The sequence below is a fragment of the Paenibacillus hodogayensis genome, from assembly GCF_039536325.1.
Taxonomy (GTDB): Bacteria; Bacillota; Bacilli; order Paenibacillales; family NBRC-103111; genus Paenibacillus_AB; species Paenibacillus_AB hodogayensis.
On the sequence record NZ_BAAAYO010000002.1, the window covers coordinates 382,733 to 400,599 of the forward strand.

Annotated in this window: 13 protein-coding genes; 2 read left to right on the forward strand and 11 right to left on the reverse strand. The window is 57.1% G+C overall.

Annotated features, from left to right (window positions below):
* Positions 1-73 precede the first annotated feature (73 nt).
* Positions 74-517: a MarR family winged helix-turn-helix transcriptional regulator gene (locus ABD796_RS07220; RefSeq protein WP_344905165.1), complete on the reverse strand. Its 444-nt coding sequence runs from the start codon at positions 515-517 to the stop codon at positions 74-76.
* Positions 518-679: 162 nt separating this feature from the next.
* Here ABD796_RS07220 and ABD796_RS07225 point away from each other — a divergent pair, with 162 nt between their 5' ends.
* Positions 680-1,150: an NUDIX hydrolase gene (locus ABD796_RS07225; RefSeq protein WP_344905168.1), complete on the forward strand. Its 471-nt coding sequence runs from the start codon at positions 680-682 to the stop codon at positions 1,148-1,150.
* A gap of 75 nt (positions 1,151-1,225) precedes the next feature.
* Here the strand turns inward: ABD796_RS07225 and ABD796_RS07230 are convergent, their stop codons facing one another.
* The 5 genes from ABD796_RS07230 to abc-f all read right to left on the reverse strand — a co-directional run bounded on the left by ABD796_RS07230 (position 1,226) and on the right by abc-f (position 5,013).
* Positions 1,226-1,813, reverse strand: coding sequence for a GNAT family N-acetyltransferase (locus tag ABD796_RS07230; protein WP_344905171.1), 588 nt, complete (start codon positions 1,811-1,813; stop codon positions 1,226-1,228).
* 137 nt (positions 1,814-1,950) lie between these two features.
* Positions 1,951-2,391 (reverse strand): GNAT family N-acetyltransferase, encoded by a 441-nt coding sequence (locus ABD796_RS07235; protein ID WP_344905174.1) that lies wholly within the window; start codon positions 2,389-2,391, stop codon positions 1,951-1,953.
* 28 nt (positions 2,392-2,419) lie between these two features.
* Positions 2,420-2,626: a helix-turn-helix transcriptional regulator gene (locus tag ABD796_RS07240; RefSeq protein WP_344905177.1), complete on the reverse strand. Its 207-nt coding sequence runs from the start codon at positions 2,624-2,626 to the stop codon at positions 2,420-2,422.
* Between the two features lies 1 nt (position 2,627).
* Positions 2,628-2,936: a DUF6442 family protein gene (locus tag ABD796_RS07245; protein WP_344905180.1), complete on the reverse strand. Its 309-nt coding sequence runs from the start codon at positions 2,934-2,936 to the stop codon at positions 2,628-2,630.
* Between the two features lie 97 nt (positions 2,937-3,033).
* Positions 3,034-5,013, reverse strand: coding sequence for a ribosomal protection-like ABC-F family protein (gene abc-f, locus ABD796_RS07250; RefSeq protein WP_344905183.1), 1,980 nt, complete (start codon positions 5,011-5,013; stop codon positions 3,034-3,036).
* A 563-nt stretch (positions 5,014-5,576) separates the two neighbouring features.
* Between abc-f and ABD796_RS07255 the strand changes: the two genes are divergently transcribed.
* Positions 5,577-6,389 (forward strand): class I SAM-dependent methyltransferase, encoded by an 813-nt coding sequence (locus tag ABD796_RS07255; protein WP_379116348.1) that lies wholly within the window; start codon positions 5,577-5,579, stop codon positions 6,387-6,389.
* A 196-nt stretch (positions 6,390-6,585) separates the two neighbouring features.
* Here the strand turns inward: ABD796_RS07255 and ABD796_RS07260 are convergent, their stop codons facing one another.
* From ABD796_RS07260 to ABD796_RS07280, 5 genes are all read right to left on the reverse strand, one after another.
* Positions 6,586-11,613, reverse strand: a complete 5,028-nt coding sequence (locus ABD796_RS07260; protein ID WP_344905189.1) for a sugar-binding protein — start codon at positions 11,611-11,613, stop codon at positions 6,586-6,588.
* A 109-nt stretch (positions 11,614-11,722) separates the two neighbouring features.
* Positions 11,723-13,372, reverse strand: coding sequence for an extracellular solute-binding protein (locus ABD796_RS07265; RefSeq protein ID WP_344905192.1), 1,650 nt, complete (start codon positions 13,370-13,372; stop codon positions 11,723-11,725).
* 21 nt (positions 13,373-13,393) lie between these two features.
* Positions 13,394-14,284 carry a carbohydrate ABC transporter permease gene (locus ABD796_RS07270; RefSeq protein ID WP_344905194.1) on the reverse strand — a complete coding sequence of 297 codons (891 nt, stop codon included), beginning with the start codon at positions 14,282-14,284 and terminating at the stop codon, positions 13,394-13,396.
* A gap of 12 nt (positions 14,285-14,296) precedes the next feature.
* Entirely contained in the window at positions 14,297-15,232 is a 936-nt protein-coding gene (locus tag ABD796_RS07275; protein ID WP_344905197.1) for an ABC transporter permease, read from the reverse strand.
* Between the two features lie 254 nt (positions 15,233-15,486).
* Positions 15,487-17,781: a helix-turn-helix domain-containing protein gene (locus tag ABD796_RS07280; RefSeq protein WP_344905199.1), complete on the reverse strand. Its 2,295-nt coding sequence runs from the start codon at positions 17,779-17,781 to the stop codon at positions 15,487-15,489.
* Positions 17,782-17,867: the final 86 nt, after the last annotated feature.

The window sequence follows — 17,867 nt, forward strand, 5'->3', positions numbered from 1 at the left end:
TTCCTTTCCTTCCCATGCGGTGACCCATCAGTTTTAATTTTAGTTGTACATACAAAATAAATTGCAAAAACGGTCAGCGTTTCTCCAATTGCTCGCTTGCCGTTTCCAATATGATCGTCAGGTGGTCGGACATTTCTTCGCCGATAATGGCTTCATACCGCTTATGCAAGTCCTTCGAAGCTTGACGTATGCTGCTCTCCAACTGCCGGCCCTTCTCCGTCGGGTAGACGAGCACCGTCTTTCCTTGCCCTTTGCGCTTTACGAGCTGCCTGCTCTCCAGCTTATCGACAAACCGGGTCAGCGTGGACGGCGTGACGTACAGCTTCTCGGACAACTCCTTCTGCGAAATGCCCGGCGTTCCGTTCACAAGCCGGATCAAATAGCCGTACATCGGCGTAAGCCCGGTGGCGGCAAACTCTTCCTCGGCCATCCTCGTAATGGCCCGGCTCAGCCGGTTGGCGGTAAAAAACAAACAATTGTGCAGGAAACTTTCGTCCGGCTCTTGGTTATTGCTCATCATGAACCGCTCCTTTTGTTTTGTATGTACAAACAATATAAGGGACGCCCCGACTTGTTGTCAATCGTTTTTGCGCGGCATCGACTTTCTTCACAAGCTTGGGTTTATTTGGTACACTACGTGGAACACGTACCGGCATTAAAAAAGGAGGAATGGGGCGTCATGGGATACATAGAGGATTTACGGGCTATCGTCGGGCATCGGCCGCTTATTCTGGTCGGGGCGGTTGCCGTCATCGTCGACAATAGCAATCGCGTTTTGCTTCAACAGCGCATTCACCCGCCCGGCAAGTGGGCGTTTCCCGGAGGCTTGATGGAGCTCGGGGAATCGGCCGAGGATACGGTCCGCCGGGAAGTGCGCGAGGAAACCGCTCTCGACCTTGGCGAGTTGAAGCTGATCGACGTATTTTCCGGTCCGCAATCGTTTATGACCGCTCCGAACGGAGACGAATTTTATGCCGTGACTATTGCCTACAGCACCCGTGAAGTGCACGGCGAGCTTGTGATCGATCGGGAGGAGTCGCTGGACGTCCGCTACTTCCCGCTGGATGAACTGCCGGAAGGGATTGTGGGCAGCCATCGGGCGATTCTCGACCGATTTTTGTCGCAGACGAAGCTGGAAGCGAAGCAATAGCCTCAGTCCAGCCTAAACGATAGCCGTAAAAGGGGGCCAGCCCCAAGCCAGCCCCCTTCTTGCACCAGTAATATTCTAGCGATCGGAGCGTTCTTCGATCAAATGACGGATCAGTTCAAGCGCCTGCTTCGTCTGGTTAATGACGCCGCCCGGCTCCGGCTCCTCCGTCTCCAGCTCGAAGCCGGCCCACAGGTACAGCCGGATCGCCTTATGGCTCCACGTTTGCGTCGGAATGTACATGACGCAATCTCCCTCGAGCTCCGTCATCAGTCGGACGCCTCTGGCGATAATCGCTTTGCCGAGCCCGAGTCCCTGGTAGCGCGGCTTCACCGCCACCCAGTGCATGAACGGGTAGCGGCGGCGGCCCGTGTAGTTCCACCACGCCGTAAACGTGGCCACCTTCTTGCCGTCCTCCCGCTCAACGAACAGCGTCCGGCGCTTGACCTCGGTAGCATATGCGGCATAGTTTTCGCGAAAATACCGTACCGCTTCCTCCGTCTGCTCGAACTCCAGCACCGACGTCTCGATTTCTCCCCAAGCCTGCTCGTCTCCGTCCCGGTACAGAGCGAAGCGAAAGCCTTCCGGCAGGTCCGCCTGCGGCAGAGGCGTTCCCGCTTCGCGCTTCATAATGACCCGGTAGTATTCCAGACTTTTGTCCAGCATCGCATTCGCCTCTTTCTCCTTGAGATCGCCTGCTTATGCGCTCGCTGCGGTGCCTAGGTTCTTATCCTTCGATCCACTCCTGCACTCCTTGGGGCCCGAACCTGGTGCCTCATGGAACCGTTATGCAGACAACATCCTCATTCTTCCTCTTCATCCGTGACATAAGTGCACGCGAACCGTTCCACTCCGGGATAAAGCTCGCCCAGACTTTCGATCGTGAAGCCGATGTTCCGGTAAAAATCGACGGCCTCGTCATCCGTCTCCGCAACGATCCGCTCGGGCTGCTTCATCGGGATGAGCGCCACCACCATATCTCTGCCGAAGCCTTTGTCGCGATGATCGGGATGGACGGCAATATGCCGCAGCTGCAGCGTTCCGGGCTCGCCTCTACCCATGGCAATGCCGGCCAGGCCGACCAGAGCTCCCTCGAATTCAAGACCGTACAATTCATGATGCGGGTCGTCCCTGTACAGGGCAACCGCCTTTTCAATGGCCGCCGGGTCAGGAAAAACCGACTGACCGAGCAGAGAAACGACCTCATCGTCCTGCAATCGGGTCGTTAACGGGATTAACATCATTCATCCTTCCCTTCCTTTGTTCGTACACTCAAAAATAAAACAATTCTTCAAATTTCTTATCCAAAGCTATGCATAATACGAGAGCTAATTTAGCGGTCGGGCAGAACTGTCCGGTTTCAATAGAACTGATCGTTTGGCGGGATACCCCCACCATTTCCGCTAATTGGCCTTGTGACAGATTTTTTTCCGCTCTCGCTACTTTAAGGCGGTTATTTAAAACCAAATCGTCTTTCAATTCATGCTCCTCCCAGAAAGAACGCAATTGTACTGCCTATCGCAGCCGTCATTCCCAATATGGAGGCGAATACTAATTTGACCGACTTCAATTGAAAATATTTATATACGCTTCTAGCGGCAACACATGCGGTGAAAACCGCATAAAGGTCATAGCGATATACTCCATGCAACAAACCCCATATTGCAAAAAACAACGTCAAGGCAAGGACAACCATCAAACCTATCTCGTTCGAATCGCCCAAAATTTTTTGTTCTCTTTCGTCAAAACGGGACTTTCTGCTTTTTTCTAAAATATCTTCTTTATTCATGTTTTTCAAGCTCCCTCTTCGTGTTGATTACTCTTGTTAGGGATGGGGAAGAGTCGCCGGATGTCTGTTACTTCGCCGCCTATACCTGGTTTCCTGTCTACTCTTCAGCCACCAAGCGCTCGTACAACAGCTCCCGCTCGGCCTCCAGCAGCTCTTTTTCGCCGTGCATCGCCGACAGCTTGGCGACATCCGATTCGGTCATCATCGCCTTCTCCAGCAGCTCGATTTTACGTTCTGTCAAGGCGATATCGTTCTCCAGTCTGACGGCATGCCTGTCCCGTTGTCCGGCCGAGGCGCCGCCGCTCTCTGCCTGCGGCTCGCGCACACGCCTGGTGACCGCGCTATCTGAAAATCGGTTTCCGGAAACAGCCTCCTTCACCTCGCCCGAGGCTTCTCTGCGGGTTGCCCGGAGCTCCTCCCGCTTCATTCGCGCCTCTGCGTAATGGCCCTCGTACCGGTTCATCGTCCCGCGCTCCAGCCAATACGTAACAGGGAACAGCTTGTTCAGCAAATACCGGTCATGAGATACGCACACGATCGTTCCCGGGAAGGCCGCCAGCGTCTCCTCCAGCGCCTCGCGGGCATCGATGTCCAGATGGTTGGTCGGCTCGTCCAGCACCAGCACGTTCAGTTCCTGATGCATGAGCTGCGCCAGCCTGAGCCGCATCCGCTCGCCGCCGCTCAAACTGCTTGCCTGACGGAAGACGGACGCTCCGTAGAACAAAAACCGGGCAAGCAGGCGGCGGGCCTCCCCTTCTTCGACCATCACGGTATCCCGAAACACTTCCAAGATCGTCCTGCTCTCGTCGGAGAACCAGTCCTGCTGAGCCAAGTAACCGATCTTCACGTTGCTCCCCAGTCTCACCGTGCCTTCATCGGGCTCGGCTTGCCCGACGAGCAGCCGCAGCAGCGTCGTTTTGCCGCTCCCGTTGCCCCCGACTATCGCTATCGCCTCTCCGAACCGCACCTGCATATGAAGCCCCGCATAGAGCGTTCTGCGGCTGGTCTCGCCCATCCCGCTACTTTCTTCAGGAGCTGCCTCGCTGTCGACGGAGAACGACTTTTTCACTCCTTCCAGAACAAAGACGTCTTTCCCGCTCCGCTCGTTCATGGAGAAGGCGAGGCCCATCCGTTTCCGCTCCAGCACGGGGCGGTCCAGTTGGAATATCCGGTCAAGCGCCTTCTGCATCGACGCCGCCCGCCGGAACATGGCCGGATTGTCGGCTTGGGCGGCCCACAGCTTCATTCTCTTGATCGCTTCCTCCATCTTGGCGATTTTCTTCTGCTGCTCTTGGTAAGCCGCGAACTCCAGCAGCAGCCGGCGCTCTTTTTCCTCGACGAAGAAAGAATAGTTGCCGTGATAAGCTTCCGGGCGTCCCCCTTCGAGATCGTAAATTTTGTTCACGACCCGATCGAGAAAGTACCGGTCATGGGACACGATCAGGACGCTGCCCGCATAATCTTGCAAATGGCTCTCCAGCCACTCAACGGCGTCCAGATCGAGATGGTTCGTCGGTTCGTCCAGCAGGAGCAGATCGGGCCGCAGCAGCAGGATGCGACCCAGACATACCTTCGTCCGTTCGCCGCCGCTCAGACTCGCAAACGGCGTTTGCAGCAGATGCTTGATGCCGAGTCCGCTTGCCACGCGCGCTACGTTGGAGTCCATTTCATAGCCGCCCTGTGCGGCAAACTCCTCCTGACAAGCTCCGTATTCGCGGAGCGCCTTCTCCGTAACCGACGGGTCCGGACTGGCCATCGTTATCTCCAGCCGCGTCATCCGCTCCCGCAGCGCGAGCAGCTCGCCGAACGCCTCGTGCAGCACGTCAAGCGCCGTCGCGTCCGGGCCGTAATCGGGGATTTGCGCCAGCAGCGCGGTCCGGCATCCTTTTTTGCGGTGAATGACCCCCGCATCCGGAGGCTCTATACCGGCCAGCAGCTTCAGCAGCGTCGTCTTGCCGCAGCCGTTCGGCCCGACCAGCCCGATACGCTCCCCCTCGTGAATGTCCAGCGTCACTTCGGTTAATACGGTCGTGCCGCCCCATGTTTTATTGATGTTTTCCGCTATGCATACGATCATCTCGTTCACCCTCGTTTTCGGTATTTTGGATACGCAAAAAAAAGCCTGCAGGCAAAAGGCAACCTTTTACCCGCGGCTTCTTGTCAGCCATACGAACCGGACCCGAGCTATTGGCAATGCGCCGCGCGTCGGACCGCGATCTACAGGGTCAAAATGTTGCAGTCGCCAAAAATGGACAGACGTCTCCCGTTAGCGAATAAACGGAATACGATCGTAGCCTGATGTACCCAATATTGGGACCAACCGCTACGTTCAGCGACTTGCAACATAGTGACACCTCCTCTACCGAATCGATTGAAAGAAATTACATTTACTATAGCATAGGGAAAATCGGGGCGCAACTGGGGAGAGCCGGCCAGCCGTTCGGCCATTCCGCTGAAAGCCGGCCCGTTGCGTTTGCTCCCGACCGAATGCCCGTCAGCCGGAAACGGTCATCGGCATCCCATTCATCTCGGTCAAATCCCGGCAAAGCAGCTTGCTGCCCGCCCTCCCGTTCGACTTGTTTGATTCATGTGTTAAAATATAAACGTCAAAACATAAAACAGCGGAATCCGATTATAGAAATGAACGCGGAGGAATCGAATGTGCAGAAGCAATTGAATGAAAGCAACGAGCTGGCCTGGAACCAGCAGGCATACGACGCCTGGGTCAACCGGTTCGGCACGCCCGAAGCGGCGGCGGCCAAAATCGTCCAGGACCCGCTGGCGCGCATCCGCTCCTTCGCCCGCTTCGCCGGCGAACTGAACGGCCGCAAGGCGGCCAATCTGCTCGGCTCCCATGGCCATAAAGCCGTTGCCATGGCGCTGCTCGGCGCCGATGTAACCGTCGTCGACTTCGCCTCCGAGAACGCCCGCTACGCGCGGCAGCTGGCAGAAGCGGCCGGAGCGCCGATCCGCTATATCGTCTCCGACGTGCTGGAGCTGCCGTCCGAAGAGCTGACCGGCGATTACGATCTCGTCGTCATGGAATTCGGCATATTGCACTATTTCCTCGATCTCGAGCCGCTGGCTGCCGTCATTGCCGGTCTGCTCCGTTCGGGAGGCAGGTTCGTGCTGCAAGATTTCCATCCGGTCTCGACGAAGCTGATCCAATCCCGGGGAACGACAGCCAACATCCGCAAGCACAAGGTGAACGGCGATTATTTCGATACGTCGCTGGAGGAAACCAGCGTCAGCTACGCTAAATTCGTGCCGGAGTCGGCCCAGTCCGACCTTCACAAAGTGAAGCTGCGCAAATGGACGCTCGGCGAGATCGTCACCGGCATCGCCTCGGCCGGCCTGTTCATCCGCCTGCTCGAGGAGGAGCCAAATGCTTCGTCGGACGCGTTCGACAAAGGCATTCCGAAGACGTTCACGCTCGTCGCCGAGAAGCTGTGATCGAACTGCGCAGCAGGCAAAAAGACGCCCGGCATCCGCTATTTAGCGGATGCGAGGGCGTTTTTCGCATCTTGGTCGTTTACTCGATCGATCGGGAGCTTGCCGGGGTAAACCCGACCGAGGTAGCGTCGTCTCATCGCTAGGGACCAAACTCTACTTCAGGACACGAACCCCGCCGGCAATGATCCCGCAACGGTTAAGGATCGATCAAGGTGAAGCTGTCGAACAGGCTCGGGTTTTTGCTTTCGGCGATTCCGCGCGTCCAGAAGACGTAATTTTGCCGTCCGTCCTGGAAGTCCGAATCGTTGACGATCATGTTGTACCCGATTTTGTTCCCCGCCGCCAACCGGCCCAGGAGCCCCTTGACGATGGAGTCGGCGGGAATTTTCGCTTCATAGTATGTTTTGCCGTTCGGATTGTCTCTCACGATCTGGAACTGCACCGTATTCGGGATAACGCCGGTCTGATTGGGCGCAGAGGCCACGAACACGTAGCCGAGAAGCTGCCCGAAGTCGTTCAGCGCCAAGCCGAAGTCGACATCGTCGGCTTTGTAGCCTCCGCCCTTGTCGTTGAGCGGATCGATTCCGATCTGGATGGAATCGTTTTTCCATATACCGGACGGCGGCTCCGCCGCTTTATGAATCTGGTCCGTTACGTCGACGGCCACGTACAGATTGGCGCTGTCCCATTTCAGGTACGCCGTCGCGTCAAGATCGTCGTGATCGTACAGTCCGGAGGCATTGTGCTCCTCCCGGCTCAGATGGATCGGATAAGCGTCGCTCCAGTCTTGCAGATTGCCGTCGATCACCGGAGCCGTCGTCGCCTTCGAGATGAGCAGGAAATCGAGCGGCAGGGCATCGTCGTTGAAAATCACCCGGTTTTTGACCGTATCCCGGACTTGAAGCTGCAGCTTATGTTCGTTGAACGGCCGCTGGGTGCGATCCGTCCAAACGAAGTCCAGATCCGCCGTTCCGCCAAGCGCGACCGTAAAGGCGTCGCCCCCCGGCACGACCGGCTGCAAAGCTGTTCCATCCGGCCCCTTCAAGGCGACGGTGCCCGTCTTCGGAATACTAGACGTCCCCTTCAGCCGGACCGTCACTTTCGACAGACTGCTTACGGGAGCCGTGACCGGCAGCAGCTTTGCCTGAATGGCATCCGCCACGTTCAGCTTGAACCGCAGCGAATCCACCGGTTTGCCGTCCAGCACCAATTGCATGTTGACATCGTACAGCCCTTTGGCCGCATTGGCCGGAGCCTTGATCGCATAGGTCAGGTTTGACGTCTGCCCGCCGCCGATGGAAATCTGCGACGTCACCGGCTGAGTCTGCACCTGCTCCCAGCCGGCCGGAAAGCTCCAGTTGACGGTAGCGGTCTGGCTGACGGACCTCCGGTTCGTCAACGAGACGGTGACGGCGCTGCTTTCGTCAGCCTCGATGACCGAGTTCAGCGGGGTGGCCGAAGCCATGACCGCCGTGGAGCGCACCGGTTCGGAAGCGACGATGCTTTGGACCGCCCCCGCGAACTCTCTCGCCAGCATATTATACACATAGCTCTTCGCATACCTGGAGGATGCGGACGCTTGTTCCGCAATCCGTCCGTAACGGTTCGCCCTCATAACCGCCGAGGTCGAGACGGGCATCAAGCCGAATGCCCCGATCTTGTGATCGTAAGCGTACCGCGCCGTAGCGGCGTCGCTCGTGCCTTGCGTTCCCAGCTTGGCGGCATAATCGAGCTGCACCGAAGATACCTGCTGCTCCTGCTTCGCCCGGATCAGCGATACGGAAGCCCGTTCGGCGTAATTGTACAGCGATTCCAGGGCAACGTAGGCTTTGTTCCGGTCAAGGACATTGCCCGCAACATGGCCGGCCACGGCGCTCATCAGAGCGTACACGTCCTTGATCGCCTGTTCGATGCCGGCTGCTCGAGCGGCCGGCTGCACTGCGGCAAGCGCATTCGCCATGTTCGTATGGATTCTGGCCAATTCCGCGACAGAAGCGGCTGCCGCCGTGCTACCCGCCGGGCCGGACGCCTCCAGTTTGCCGGCCGCTTCCGCTTTCTTCTCGGCCAGCAGCGTCGCCGCCGATGCATACACGCTTCCGGTTCCCAATCCGCGCACGTAAACCGGAGAGCCCCCTGCTTGAAGCGCTACCGTTCCGTTCGCGACCGCAAGCTGGCTTTCGTTGCCGTTGACGTCGATCTTCGTAACCGAACCGTTTGCCCCGTAAGCGGGCAGGACGACCGGGGAGGTCGGAGCGTTAGCCGGCGGCGTATTGCCGTAGTTGACTTTTTTCCACAAAGCTACGATCGGCTCGTTGTCATTCAGAAACAGATGAGCTTCCACGCTCGCGTCCCCGGTATCCACCTTGCCGGCGTAGAGCGATTGGTCGAGCGTCGTCATCAGATTATGCAGGGCGACATAAGCCAGCTTCGGTCTGCCGTCCCCGTCGGTTACGCCGAAACTCGTGTTGTAGAAATTGTCGTCGAAGCCGGCGTTTTTCCATGTAAAATGGTCCTGCTTCACGGTCTGGTCGATGATCCGGTCGATGAGATAGCCGCGCACCGCGTAGTCCCGCTGCACCTCCTGCGAAACGGACGGGTATCCGGCCAACGCCGTCGGCCAGCCAGACTCCGATACATACAGGTCCTTCCAGCCCCCCAGGTCGTTCAACAGCTGCTTGACGCCGTTCGTCTGGTTCTGGATGAAGCCGTCCGGCATGACGCCGTACGTATACCGGTGATAGGAGAAGGCGTCGGCGTAGTCGTAAGAGCCCAACTCCAGTTCGCCCGGCAAGATGTTCACCGCACCCGACGTATGGTCCCCGGCCATCAGCACCGCATCCGGATCGGCCTGCTTCATATTGACGTAGAACGTCTTCTGGAGCTGAACGATCTCCTGCGGGGTGTAAGGAAGCACCCCAAGCTCGGGTTCGTTCGGCATCTCCCACTGGCGAATCCGATCCTTGTAGCGCTGGACCAGCGTGCGGGTAAAATCGCCGAGCCCCTTCAGTCCCTGCGCCGTATCGACCACGCCGTTGGCATCATAGGCGCCGTTGTACGGAATGCCCATGATCGGCGTTACATTAATGCCGTACTGGCCGAACTTGTTGACGATCTCGTCAAACGTCGTCCAGTCGTACGAGCCGTTGTTTTTGTCCACCAGCGCCCAGTTCAGCTCCTGGCGGGCGTGCTTGACGCCCATCTTGGCGATCGAGCGAAGCAGGTCTTCGTCCCACGATAAGTCGTACCCCGTGTTGAAGCCGTATGGAGACTCGTTATCCAGATCGAGGCCGGTCGTGGGCGCCGCCTGCTTGATGACGGCGATACGCATCCGCTTCGTATACTGGTCGGCCTTGACGCCGTTCACATACAGCTCTGTCGTGACGTCGTACGTACCGGTCTGCTGAAGAACGGGCTGGAACGGAATCGTGTCCGTCTTCCGCTCGTCGGCGTTCACCGCGTACGTCCGCTGTCCCGACGCCACGACCGCCTTGTCGCCGTCCGCTTTCGCCACCGAATAACCGACGGTAAAGGAGCCGGCCGTATTGCCGCCGATCAGCGTCACATCGATCCCTTTAGGCTGGGACTGCTCGAACACGCCCGAGAAATCGCCGGAAGGGAGCGCATAGAACGTATACGGAACGTCCAGCGGCTTAATCTCAAGATCGTCGATTTCCAGCTCCAGTCCGCCGATCGTCTCGAATTGCAAGCCGCCTCGGGTCGGCGCCTGCTCATCCACGTCCTGGAAGTCGACCACCTTCACTCCGTCGATGTACAGCCGGTGGTTTACCCCCGCCGCCTCCAGCTTGTATTCGTGCCAGCCGTCAATCAGCGACTGGTAATAGCTGCCGTTCTGGTAAGGGCCGAGTGGCGCTTTGCGGAACATGATGTATTTGGCGTTATGCGTGGACCATTCCACGGTATTGTGACTTACCGCCGTATTGCGGTAACGGAGCCTCCATAAATTATAGGATGCGTTCGGATCCGGGTTGGTCCGCTTGTATTTGGCCTTGAAGGTAACGGTGAAATTGTCCAGATTGCCGTAGAACGGATGAACGAATTTGGCTATGCTGCTCTGGCCGCTGACGCTGTTGCCGAAACGCAGCACCTTTTTGCCCTCGTCATCGGCTACGGAAACGTCCGGCTGATTGCCTTGGACGCTCCAATTGGGAGGAACGCTGCCGACGGTATCGCTCTCAAAATCGGTATAGTAGCGGTTGAATGGCCGGACCGCCAATACATTCTCGCCCGTTTGCGGATAGCGTCCCACCCGTTCCGTCCCTTGGTAGGCGTACAACGCATAGCTTACGCTGGAAGCGCGGGGCGTGCCGGGAATGTGCACGTTGAACTCGCCACCCGTCTGCTCCACCGCAGCCGTGCGGAAGCCGGGCTCCGAGCCATAGCGGTAATACACCGCCGCCGTAACCGGTCCGGTTGCGTTCGGGACGGTGAATTTCCCTGTCACATCGGCGTTGTAATACGTATAGGTCGGCAGCTCCTTGGAGAACGCAAGCGACAGCGGCGAGTGATCTACATACGGAATGGTCTCGACGTTGTCTACCCTCAGCGTCGCATTTTTGGCGCCGAAGCCGATCGTGCCTCCCGTGTGCGACGTATCTGCCGGTGTGACGGCGACCAGCACGCCGTCGATCCGCAGCTCGAACTCATTCCCTTTGACAGAAATGGCGTAGTCGTGCCAAGCGTTAAAGCTGAAATTGCTTAACAAGGCGGACACGTTAACGGTGTTGCCGATCCGCGAATCGACGCCGTCCGCGTATTTGCCGAAATAAACGGCGGTTCCGATCTGCCTGAACTCGAAGTAGTAATAATTGGCGGAAGAGGATGCCGTATTATAGCGGAAAAGAGCGCGAGCGTATTTGGGCGCGCCCGAAGCGGCGTCGCCGTATTTCGCTTTGAAACGGAACTCGTAATCCGTTTTGGCCGTCTCGTAGTTCGTCCAGTTGGACGGCTTCGCCCGGACCGTCGGATAAGCTGCCCCCGAGGCGTCGAGCACGCCAACCCGGGAGCCCAAGGAAGCGTCTGTTTCCTTCGCCCAGGGGGTTCCGTCCCACTGATTGACAGCGCCTTCAAAACTTTCTTGAAAATATGCGGGTCCCGCCGGGTCTCCCCATGCCGTAACCGGCACCGAGACAAGCCCGGCCAGCAGCGCTGCGATAAGCAGCAGGCTGATTCTCGTACGATTCGCCATCCATCTTCCTAATGCCAACTTAATTCCCTCCTTATCGGACTATGACTGTATTGAGACGGACTGTCATGCTGCGATGACAGTCCGTGCTGCTTGCGGGCGATTCGTGTTGGGGTTACGCTGGGACCTCCTAATAGCCGGCGTACGAATCGACTTTGGAAATGTACGCCTTATCCTTGTTATCTTGGAAGTACTTTGTGTAGTATTGGTCGACCTGGGCGCCGCCGGACTTCTCCCATACGTCCTTGGACTCCTTGATCGCTTGCTCGGCCGTATAGGACGAGCCGCTGACGATCGCCTTTTGCAGCAGCTCCAAATATTTGAAGCCGTTCGAGCTGACCAGCGTCAGTTCCTTGGGCAGCGGCGGAAGGAAGCCGATATCCGAGTAGACCGGTCTGCTCTTGTCAATATACGCTTTCTTGCCCATCTCGTAGATGTTCGCCAGCTCCTTCTGCAGCGGATCGTCGAGATCGAGGCTGCTGGTCGGCTCGTTGCACGCTCCGAGGAAAATCGTGCTGCCGAGCGGTGTCCAGTAATCGTAGTTCCAATCCAGCTCTTTCTTGTTCTTCTCGCGGTCGATCGGTTCGGGGCAGCCGTTCTTGCCTTTCTTCCAATGCTCGCCCTCAAAGCCGTATTTCAGCGTGCGCAAGGTCGGCTCCGAAATGAGCCAGTCGACGTACTGCATGACCGCGGCCGGATTTTTGGCATTGGCGTTGATCATCGCCACCGTTCCCGCCGGTACGTCGACCTCCGGACCGAAGTGACCGAAAGGACCGGCCGGCAGCTGGAGCGGAACGACTTCTGCGTTCGGGTTGTTTTTCTTCAGTGTCTGATACAGCGGCAGGTCGGAGGTGCCTTTGCCGCTCGCGTACATGCCGAGCTTGCCGTTTACCCAGTCCTGCTTGGCTTTCTCCCCGCCCTTGTCGGCCAGGAAGTCTTTGTCGACGGAGCCGGAATCGTACAGCTGCTTTTTGAATTCAAGCGCCGCCTTGGCCCGGTCGAAATCGTGGTACAGCTTGCCATCCTTGTCGATCTGCCACGTGCTGCTGCCGAAGATGGCGTTGATGATGCCGTCGCCGGACTGGCTCAGGTTGAAGCCGAACGTATCCTTCTTCTGGTTGCCGTCCGGATCCGATTCCGCGAAAGCCTTGGACACTTTCAGCAGATCTTCCGGCGTCTTCGGCATGTCCAGATTCAGCTTCTTCAGCCAATCGTTGCGGATGAGCAGTGTAATGTGCTGCCGCAGACCGGTGACCCGGCCGATTTCGTAGTTTTTGCCGTCATCCTTGACGCCCGTCTTCTTCAGCGCGGAATATTGGCCGACCAGCTTCTTGTAGTTGGTGCTGTTCTTCTCGATCAGATCGTCCAGCGGGATGACCTGCTTGGACACGTACAGATTATTGCGGTAATCGCCGTTATACGTAATAATCAGGTCCGGCGCCGTGTTCGAGGCGAAGAGCGTATTGAATTTGGCCACCTCGCCGGTACGCGGCACGACGACGAATTCGACTTCGACAGGCGAATTTTTGTTAATCCATTCGGTCCAGCGGTTTTTGGTAAAATCCCCTTCCCCTTGCGGAATTTGTCCGCGGTCGTATTGGGTTACGGTAATTTTCGGCCTTTCCTTCGGAGCAGCCGGAGAGGACTTGTCCCCCGTGCCGGGCGCTCCCGACGAACCCTGCGTGCCGGCGCCGCCCGAGCAGGCGGCCAGCAGCGTTCCCATCGTCATGACCGCGGCCAAAGCGGACATGCCGGCGCGTCTGCTTGTGTTTTCTTTCATGTTCTGTATCCCCCTTATCCTTTATCCTTTGATGGAGCCGATCAGCATCCCTTTGACGAAATACTTTTGCAGAAACGGATACACGATCAGCATCGGAATAACCATCACCATAATGCCTGCAGCCCGGATTGACTGCGGCGTAATTTGGCTCAGCATATCGGCCGATTCGCTCATGCTCAGCTGTCCGTTGATTTCCTGCAGCATTTCCTGATTTTGCACCATATTTTGCACGAGCAGCGACAAGTTCTGCTTGGCGGCATCGTTGATGAAGATCAGCAGGCCGAAGAACGCATTCCAGTGTCCGACTCCGTAGAACAAGGAGAGCGCGGCCAATACCGGCAGCGACAGCGGCAGGAAGACGCGGTACAGCAGCCTCCACTCGCCGCAGCCGTCTATGCGGGCGGCATCGACCAATTCTTCGGGAATCTGTTCGAAAAACGAACGGAGCACGAGCAAATTCCATGCGCTGACCAGGCCGGGCAGCCACAAAGCGGCGTACGAATCGATCAAGCCCAGCGATTTGACGAGCAGGAAGCCGGGAATGAGACCGGCGTTGAACAGCATCGTGAACACGATGGCCAGACTGAAAAAACGGCGTAAATAAAAGTAGCTGCGCGCCAACGGATAGGCGGCCATAATCGTGAACAGCATATTCAGCAGCGTCCCGACTACGGTGATGACCAGACTGTTCTTGAATGCACGGATAACCGGCGTTCGGTCGATCAGCAGGTGATAGGAATCCATCGTGAAGCCGACGGGCCAGAACGCGACGTGGCCGGATGTAACCGCATCGTTGTTGCTTAGCGATACCGCGAACAAATGGACGATCGGCAGCACGCAGCTCAGCGCCAGCACGGACAAAATGACATAGTTAACGGAATAAAAGAGATGCTCTCCTCTGGATGCTTTCATGCGCCTTTCCTCCTACCAGATACTTTCCCCGTACCGGCGCGCGATCCGGTTGGCGGTAACGACCAGAATAAGGCCGATCAGCGATTCGAAGAAGCCGAGCGCCGTACCGACGCTAAACATGTTGTTGCCGCGCAAGCCGCTCTTGTAATTCCATGTGCTGATGACTTCGGATACGTTCAGGACAGCGGAATTTTGCAGCACGTATACTTGGTCGAAGCCGACCTCCATCACGTTCCCCATGCTGAGAATGAGCACCAGCACGATCGTCGGCCGAATGCCCGGCAGTGTAATGTGCCACATCTGCCTCCATTTGGACGCCCCGTCGATGGCAGCGGCTTCATACAGCTCGGGGCTGACCCCGGCAAGCGCGGCCAAATAGATGATCGCCCCCCAGCCGACCGACTTCCAGATCCCGGAGCCGATGAAGATCGACAACCAGCTGAGCTCCTTGTACAGGAACGGGTAGACCGATCCGGTTATTTTCTGCAGCAGCATATTGATCGTCCCGCCCTGCTGCGCGAACAAAGTGACGATAATTCCCCCGATAATAACCCAGTTCAGAAAATGCGGGATGTAGACGAACGACTGCACCAGCTTCTTGAAAACCGCTTTCCTTACTTCATTCAGCAAAATCGCCAGTATAATCGGAAACGGAAAGCCGATGACAATGCTCAACAGACTAATGACAAGCGTGTTGCGAATAATGTTCAGCATCATCGGATTGCTAAACAACAGCCTGAAGTTGTCGAAACCTACCCAAGGGCTGCCAAGAATGCCGTCCCGGAAGCTGTAATCCTTGAAGGCGATAACGAGACCACCCATCGGCACGTATTTGAAAATGACAAAATAGGCGATAATCGGCACGAATAAAATAAGCAGCGGGACATTTTGCCGAAATCGTTTTCTTTTTTGCCTTTGCCGATGCAGGTCCGCGGGCCGTACACGCATGTTCAAAGGGACTTCGTTTGCTTTGGCTCCTTGAGCCATACCGTTACCTCGCTTTCGTCTTAGGATGAAATGCCGCCTCCGACGCTGCCGGAAGCCGTCGCATCAAGTCCACCCTAATCTACTCCCGTCCCCACCGTTCCGGCAATATGCATGTTTCGTGCCCGTATATACGTAATTCCTCTACGCAAAAAAGACCGCAGATCGAGCGCCGTCCTTTCGTTTCAGCGTCTTTCGCGGTCGCTTGCAGCGCGTCCCTATTCCTTTTTCTCAGTCGGTATACCTTTTTCGCCGGGGCCTCCCGGCTGACCGCTGCGGAAATAACCGGGAGTCATGCCGGTCGATTTTTTGAACATGCGGATAAAAGACAGCGGATGCTCGTAACCGACCTTCAGTGCAATCGTCTGAACCGGCTCGTCGCTTTCCAGCAGAAGCCGCTTCGCCTCCTGAACGCGCACCCCGGCCAGAAATTCGGCGAACTTCTCGCCAAGCTCCTCCTTGAACAAGCGGCTGAACGTTTTCGGATTCAGTTCAAAGCGGCTGCTGATGTAATCGAGCGACAAGTCCGGATTGGCGAAATTCGCCTCCAAATACGATTTGATATCACGGATCTGCTGGTGATGCTGATGGCCTTGTCTCGCTTCGGCCAGCTTGCCCGCCAGCGCGACCAGCACCGTATGGAACTCTTCGCGCGCCTCCTCCAGCAGCTCGAACTGCCGGATCGCGTCCGTCAGCCGGGAAGCGGCCTGCTCCCTCCAGACAGCCTGCAACTCGGGCGACAATTCCGTCATTTCCCGTTCGAGCTGGAAGTACATATAGTTCAGCAGGTTTACAATATCGTCCCGCCCCCACACGCCTTCGCGCAGCCCGTCGAAGAAACGGGCCAGCTCCTCCTGCCAACGTTCCTCGTTCAGCCGGAACGACTGCACCGTGGCCCGGGTCGATTGTAAAATACGGTAAAGCTCGCTTTGCGGCTGGGGCGGAAAATCGGCGGCCGGGATGATCTTGTCGCCGCCCAGCACCGGCTTGTATTTCAGGGCATTAAACGCTTCCTCGCTGGAATAGACGATCTCGTCGATATGCTCCGCCAGCTTACCGATCCCGAACGTGACGGTGAAGCTCAGATTGCTCCTGACCCACTCGCGCATCGTCTCGCACACGTCCTGCACAAGTGCGGCCTTCTCTTGCCAACGTCCGTTCAATAGCAGCAGCGCCGTCAAATGCCGGTTCGAGGTCCATTCCGCCCATATCCCGATACTGGCCCCCTTCATCGTTTCGTTCACGACATTGTCGAGGGCGTATTTCAGCAGAAGGCGGTCGGGCTGGCTGTAACGGCCGCAGAAATCGGCATATTGATCGATTTCGATTACGGTTACGAGCAGCCGCTCCGCGTCGCCGTTCAAGCCGAACAGGCCAAGCTCCCGGTTCCACTCGGCGCTGCCGATCTTGCGGCTGCCTTCCATCAGCTCCTGGAAAAAATGCTGCCTGCGGTAGATCAGGTCCTCGTCATGCCGGCGCTTGTACTGGTCGGATCGCTCGACCAGGTTGTCGATCGCTATGGCAATCTGCTTGAACTCGTCCGTCTCCGCCGATGGCGGGGACGCCCCGGCCCGTACCGCGCTGCTATGAATATGCCGGAGAATAAGCTCGATCGGCTTATAATTCCGATGCGAGAAATAGACGATGAACAGAATGCCGAGCACGATAGCGCCGCAGCCAAGCAGCACCCATACGTTGGTCAGCATGGAGGCGACGTCGAACAGCCTCAAGGAAACGAAGCCGCTGCGCAGCTCCCAGCCGGTCAACGACGACTTTACGGTCGAGATCGCCTGATGCCGGGACGCATTCGGCTCTGCCGCGCTTACGTCGGAGAACTGGTCTTTTTTATCGAAAAAGATACGACCGCCGCCGTCGTACAAATCCATGAACCGCTGGCCGGTCCCGGTCATGCCGTCGATCGCCTTCTGGACGGCCCGGGCATCGACGTTCACGACCAGAATGCCGGAGCTGCCCTCCAGAACCGGGTAGCGGCGGACGAGCGATACGACGGGCAGCGAGTTGGGCTGAATGGAATCGTCCCGGAAGTCGCGGATGGCCGTCCAGTTAGTCAGCTTCTTGTCGTTGTACGCCTCGATCGCAAAGGCGCGGTCGCCGAATTGTCCGATATCGGCCATCATCCGCGTACTGAGCACTTTATGATCGGACACCCGGTACATGTATATGCTGCTGATCAGCCCATTCGAAGCCACGAGACTGTTCAGCATATCGGAAGCTTTGGCGTGCGCAACCGGGTTGTAAGAGGCGGTTTCATTAAAAAACTGCTCGATATTGTCGTTGTTGCGGATTTCCTTCATAATCGTCTCGTGTATGGATTGCAGCGAATAATCGACGGACTGCATCGCCTGCTCCGTGCCGGCCAGATTGGCCTGAATCGCCTGCTTCTTCACCTGATCGCTCAAGAGAAGCGCGAACAGAAACACGAGCAGCGAGATCAGAATGACGAAGATCGGCAAATACGAGTACAGGAGCTTATGAAACCAGTATTTTTTCACGTCAGTTACTCCCATCCAGGAACAATCTCTCAGTTGCAACAATTTTGCTTAATATAGTTCTATAGATGGGAAACCATTTCCTTCCT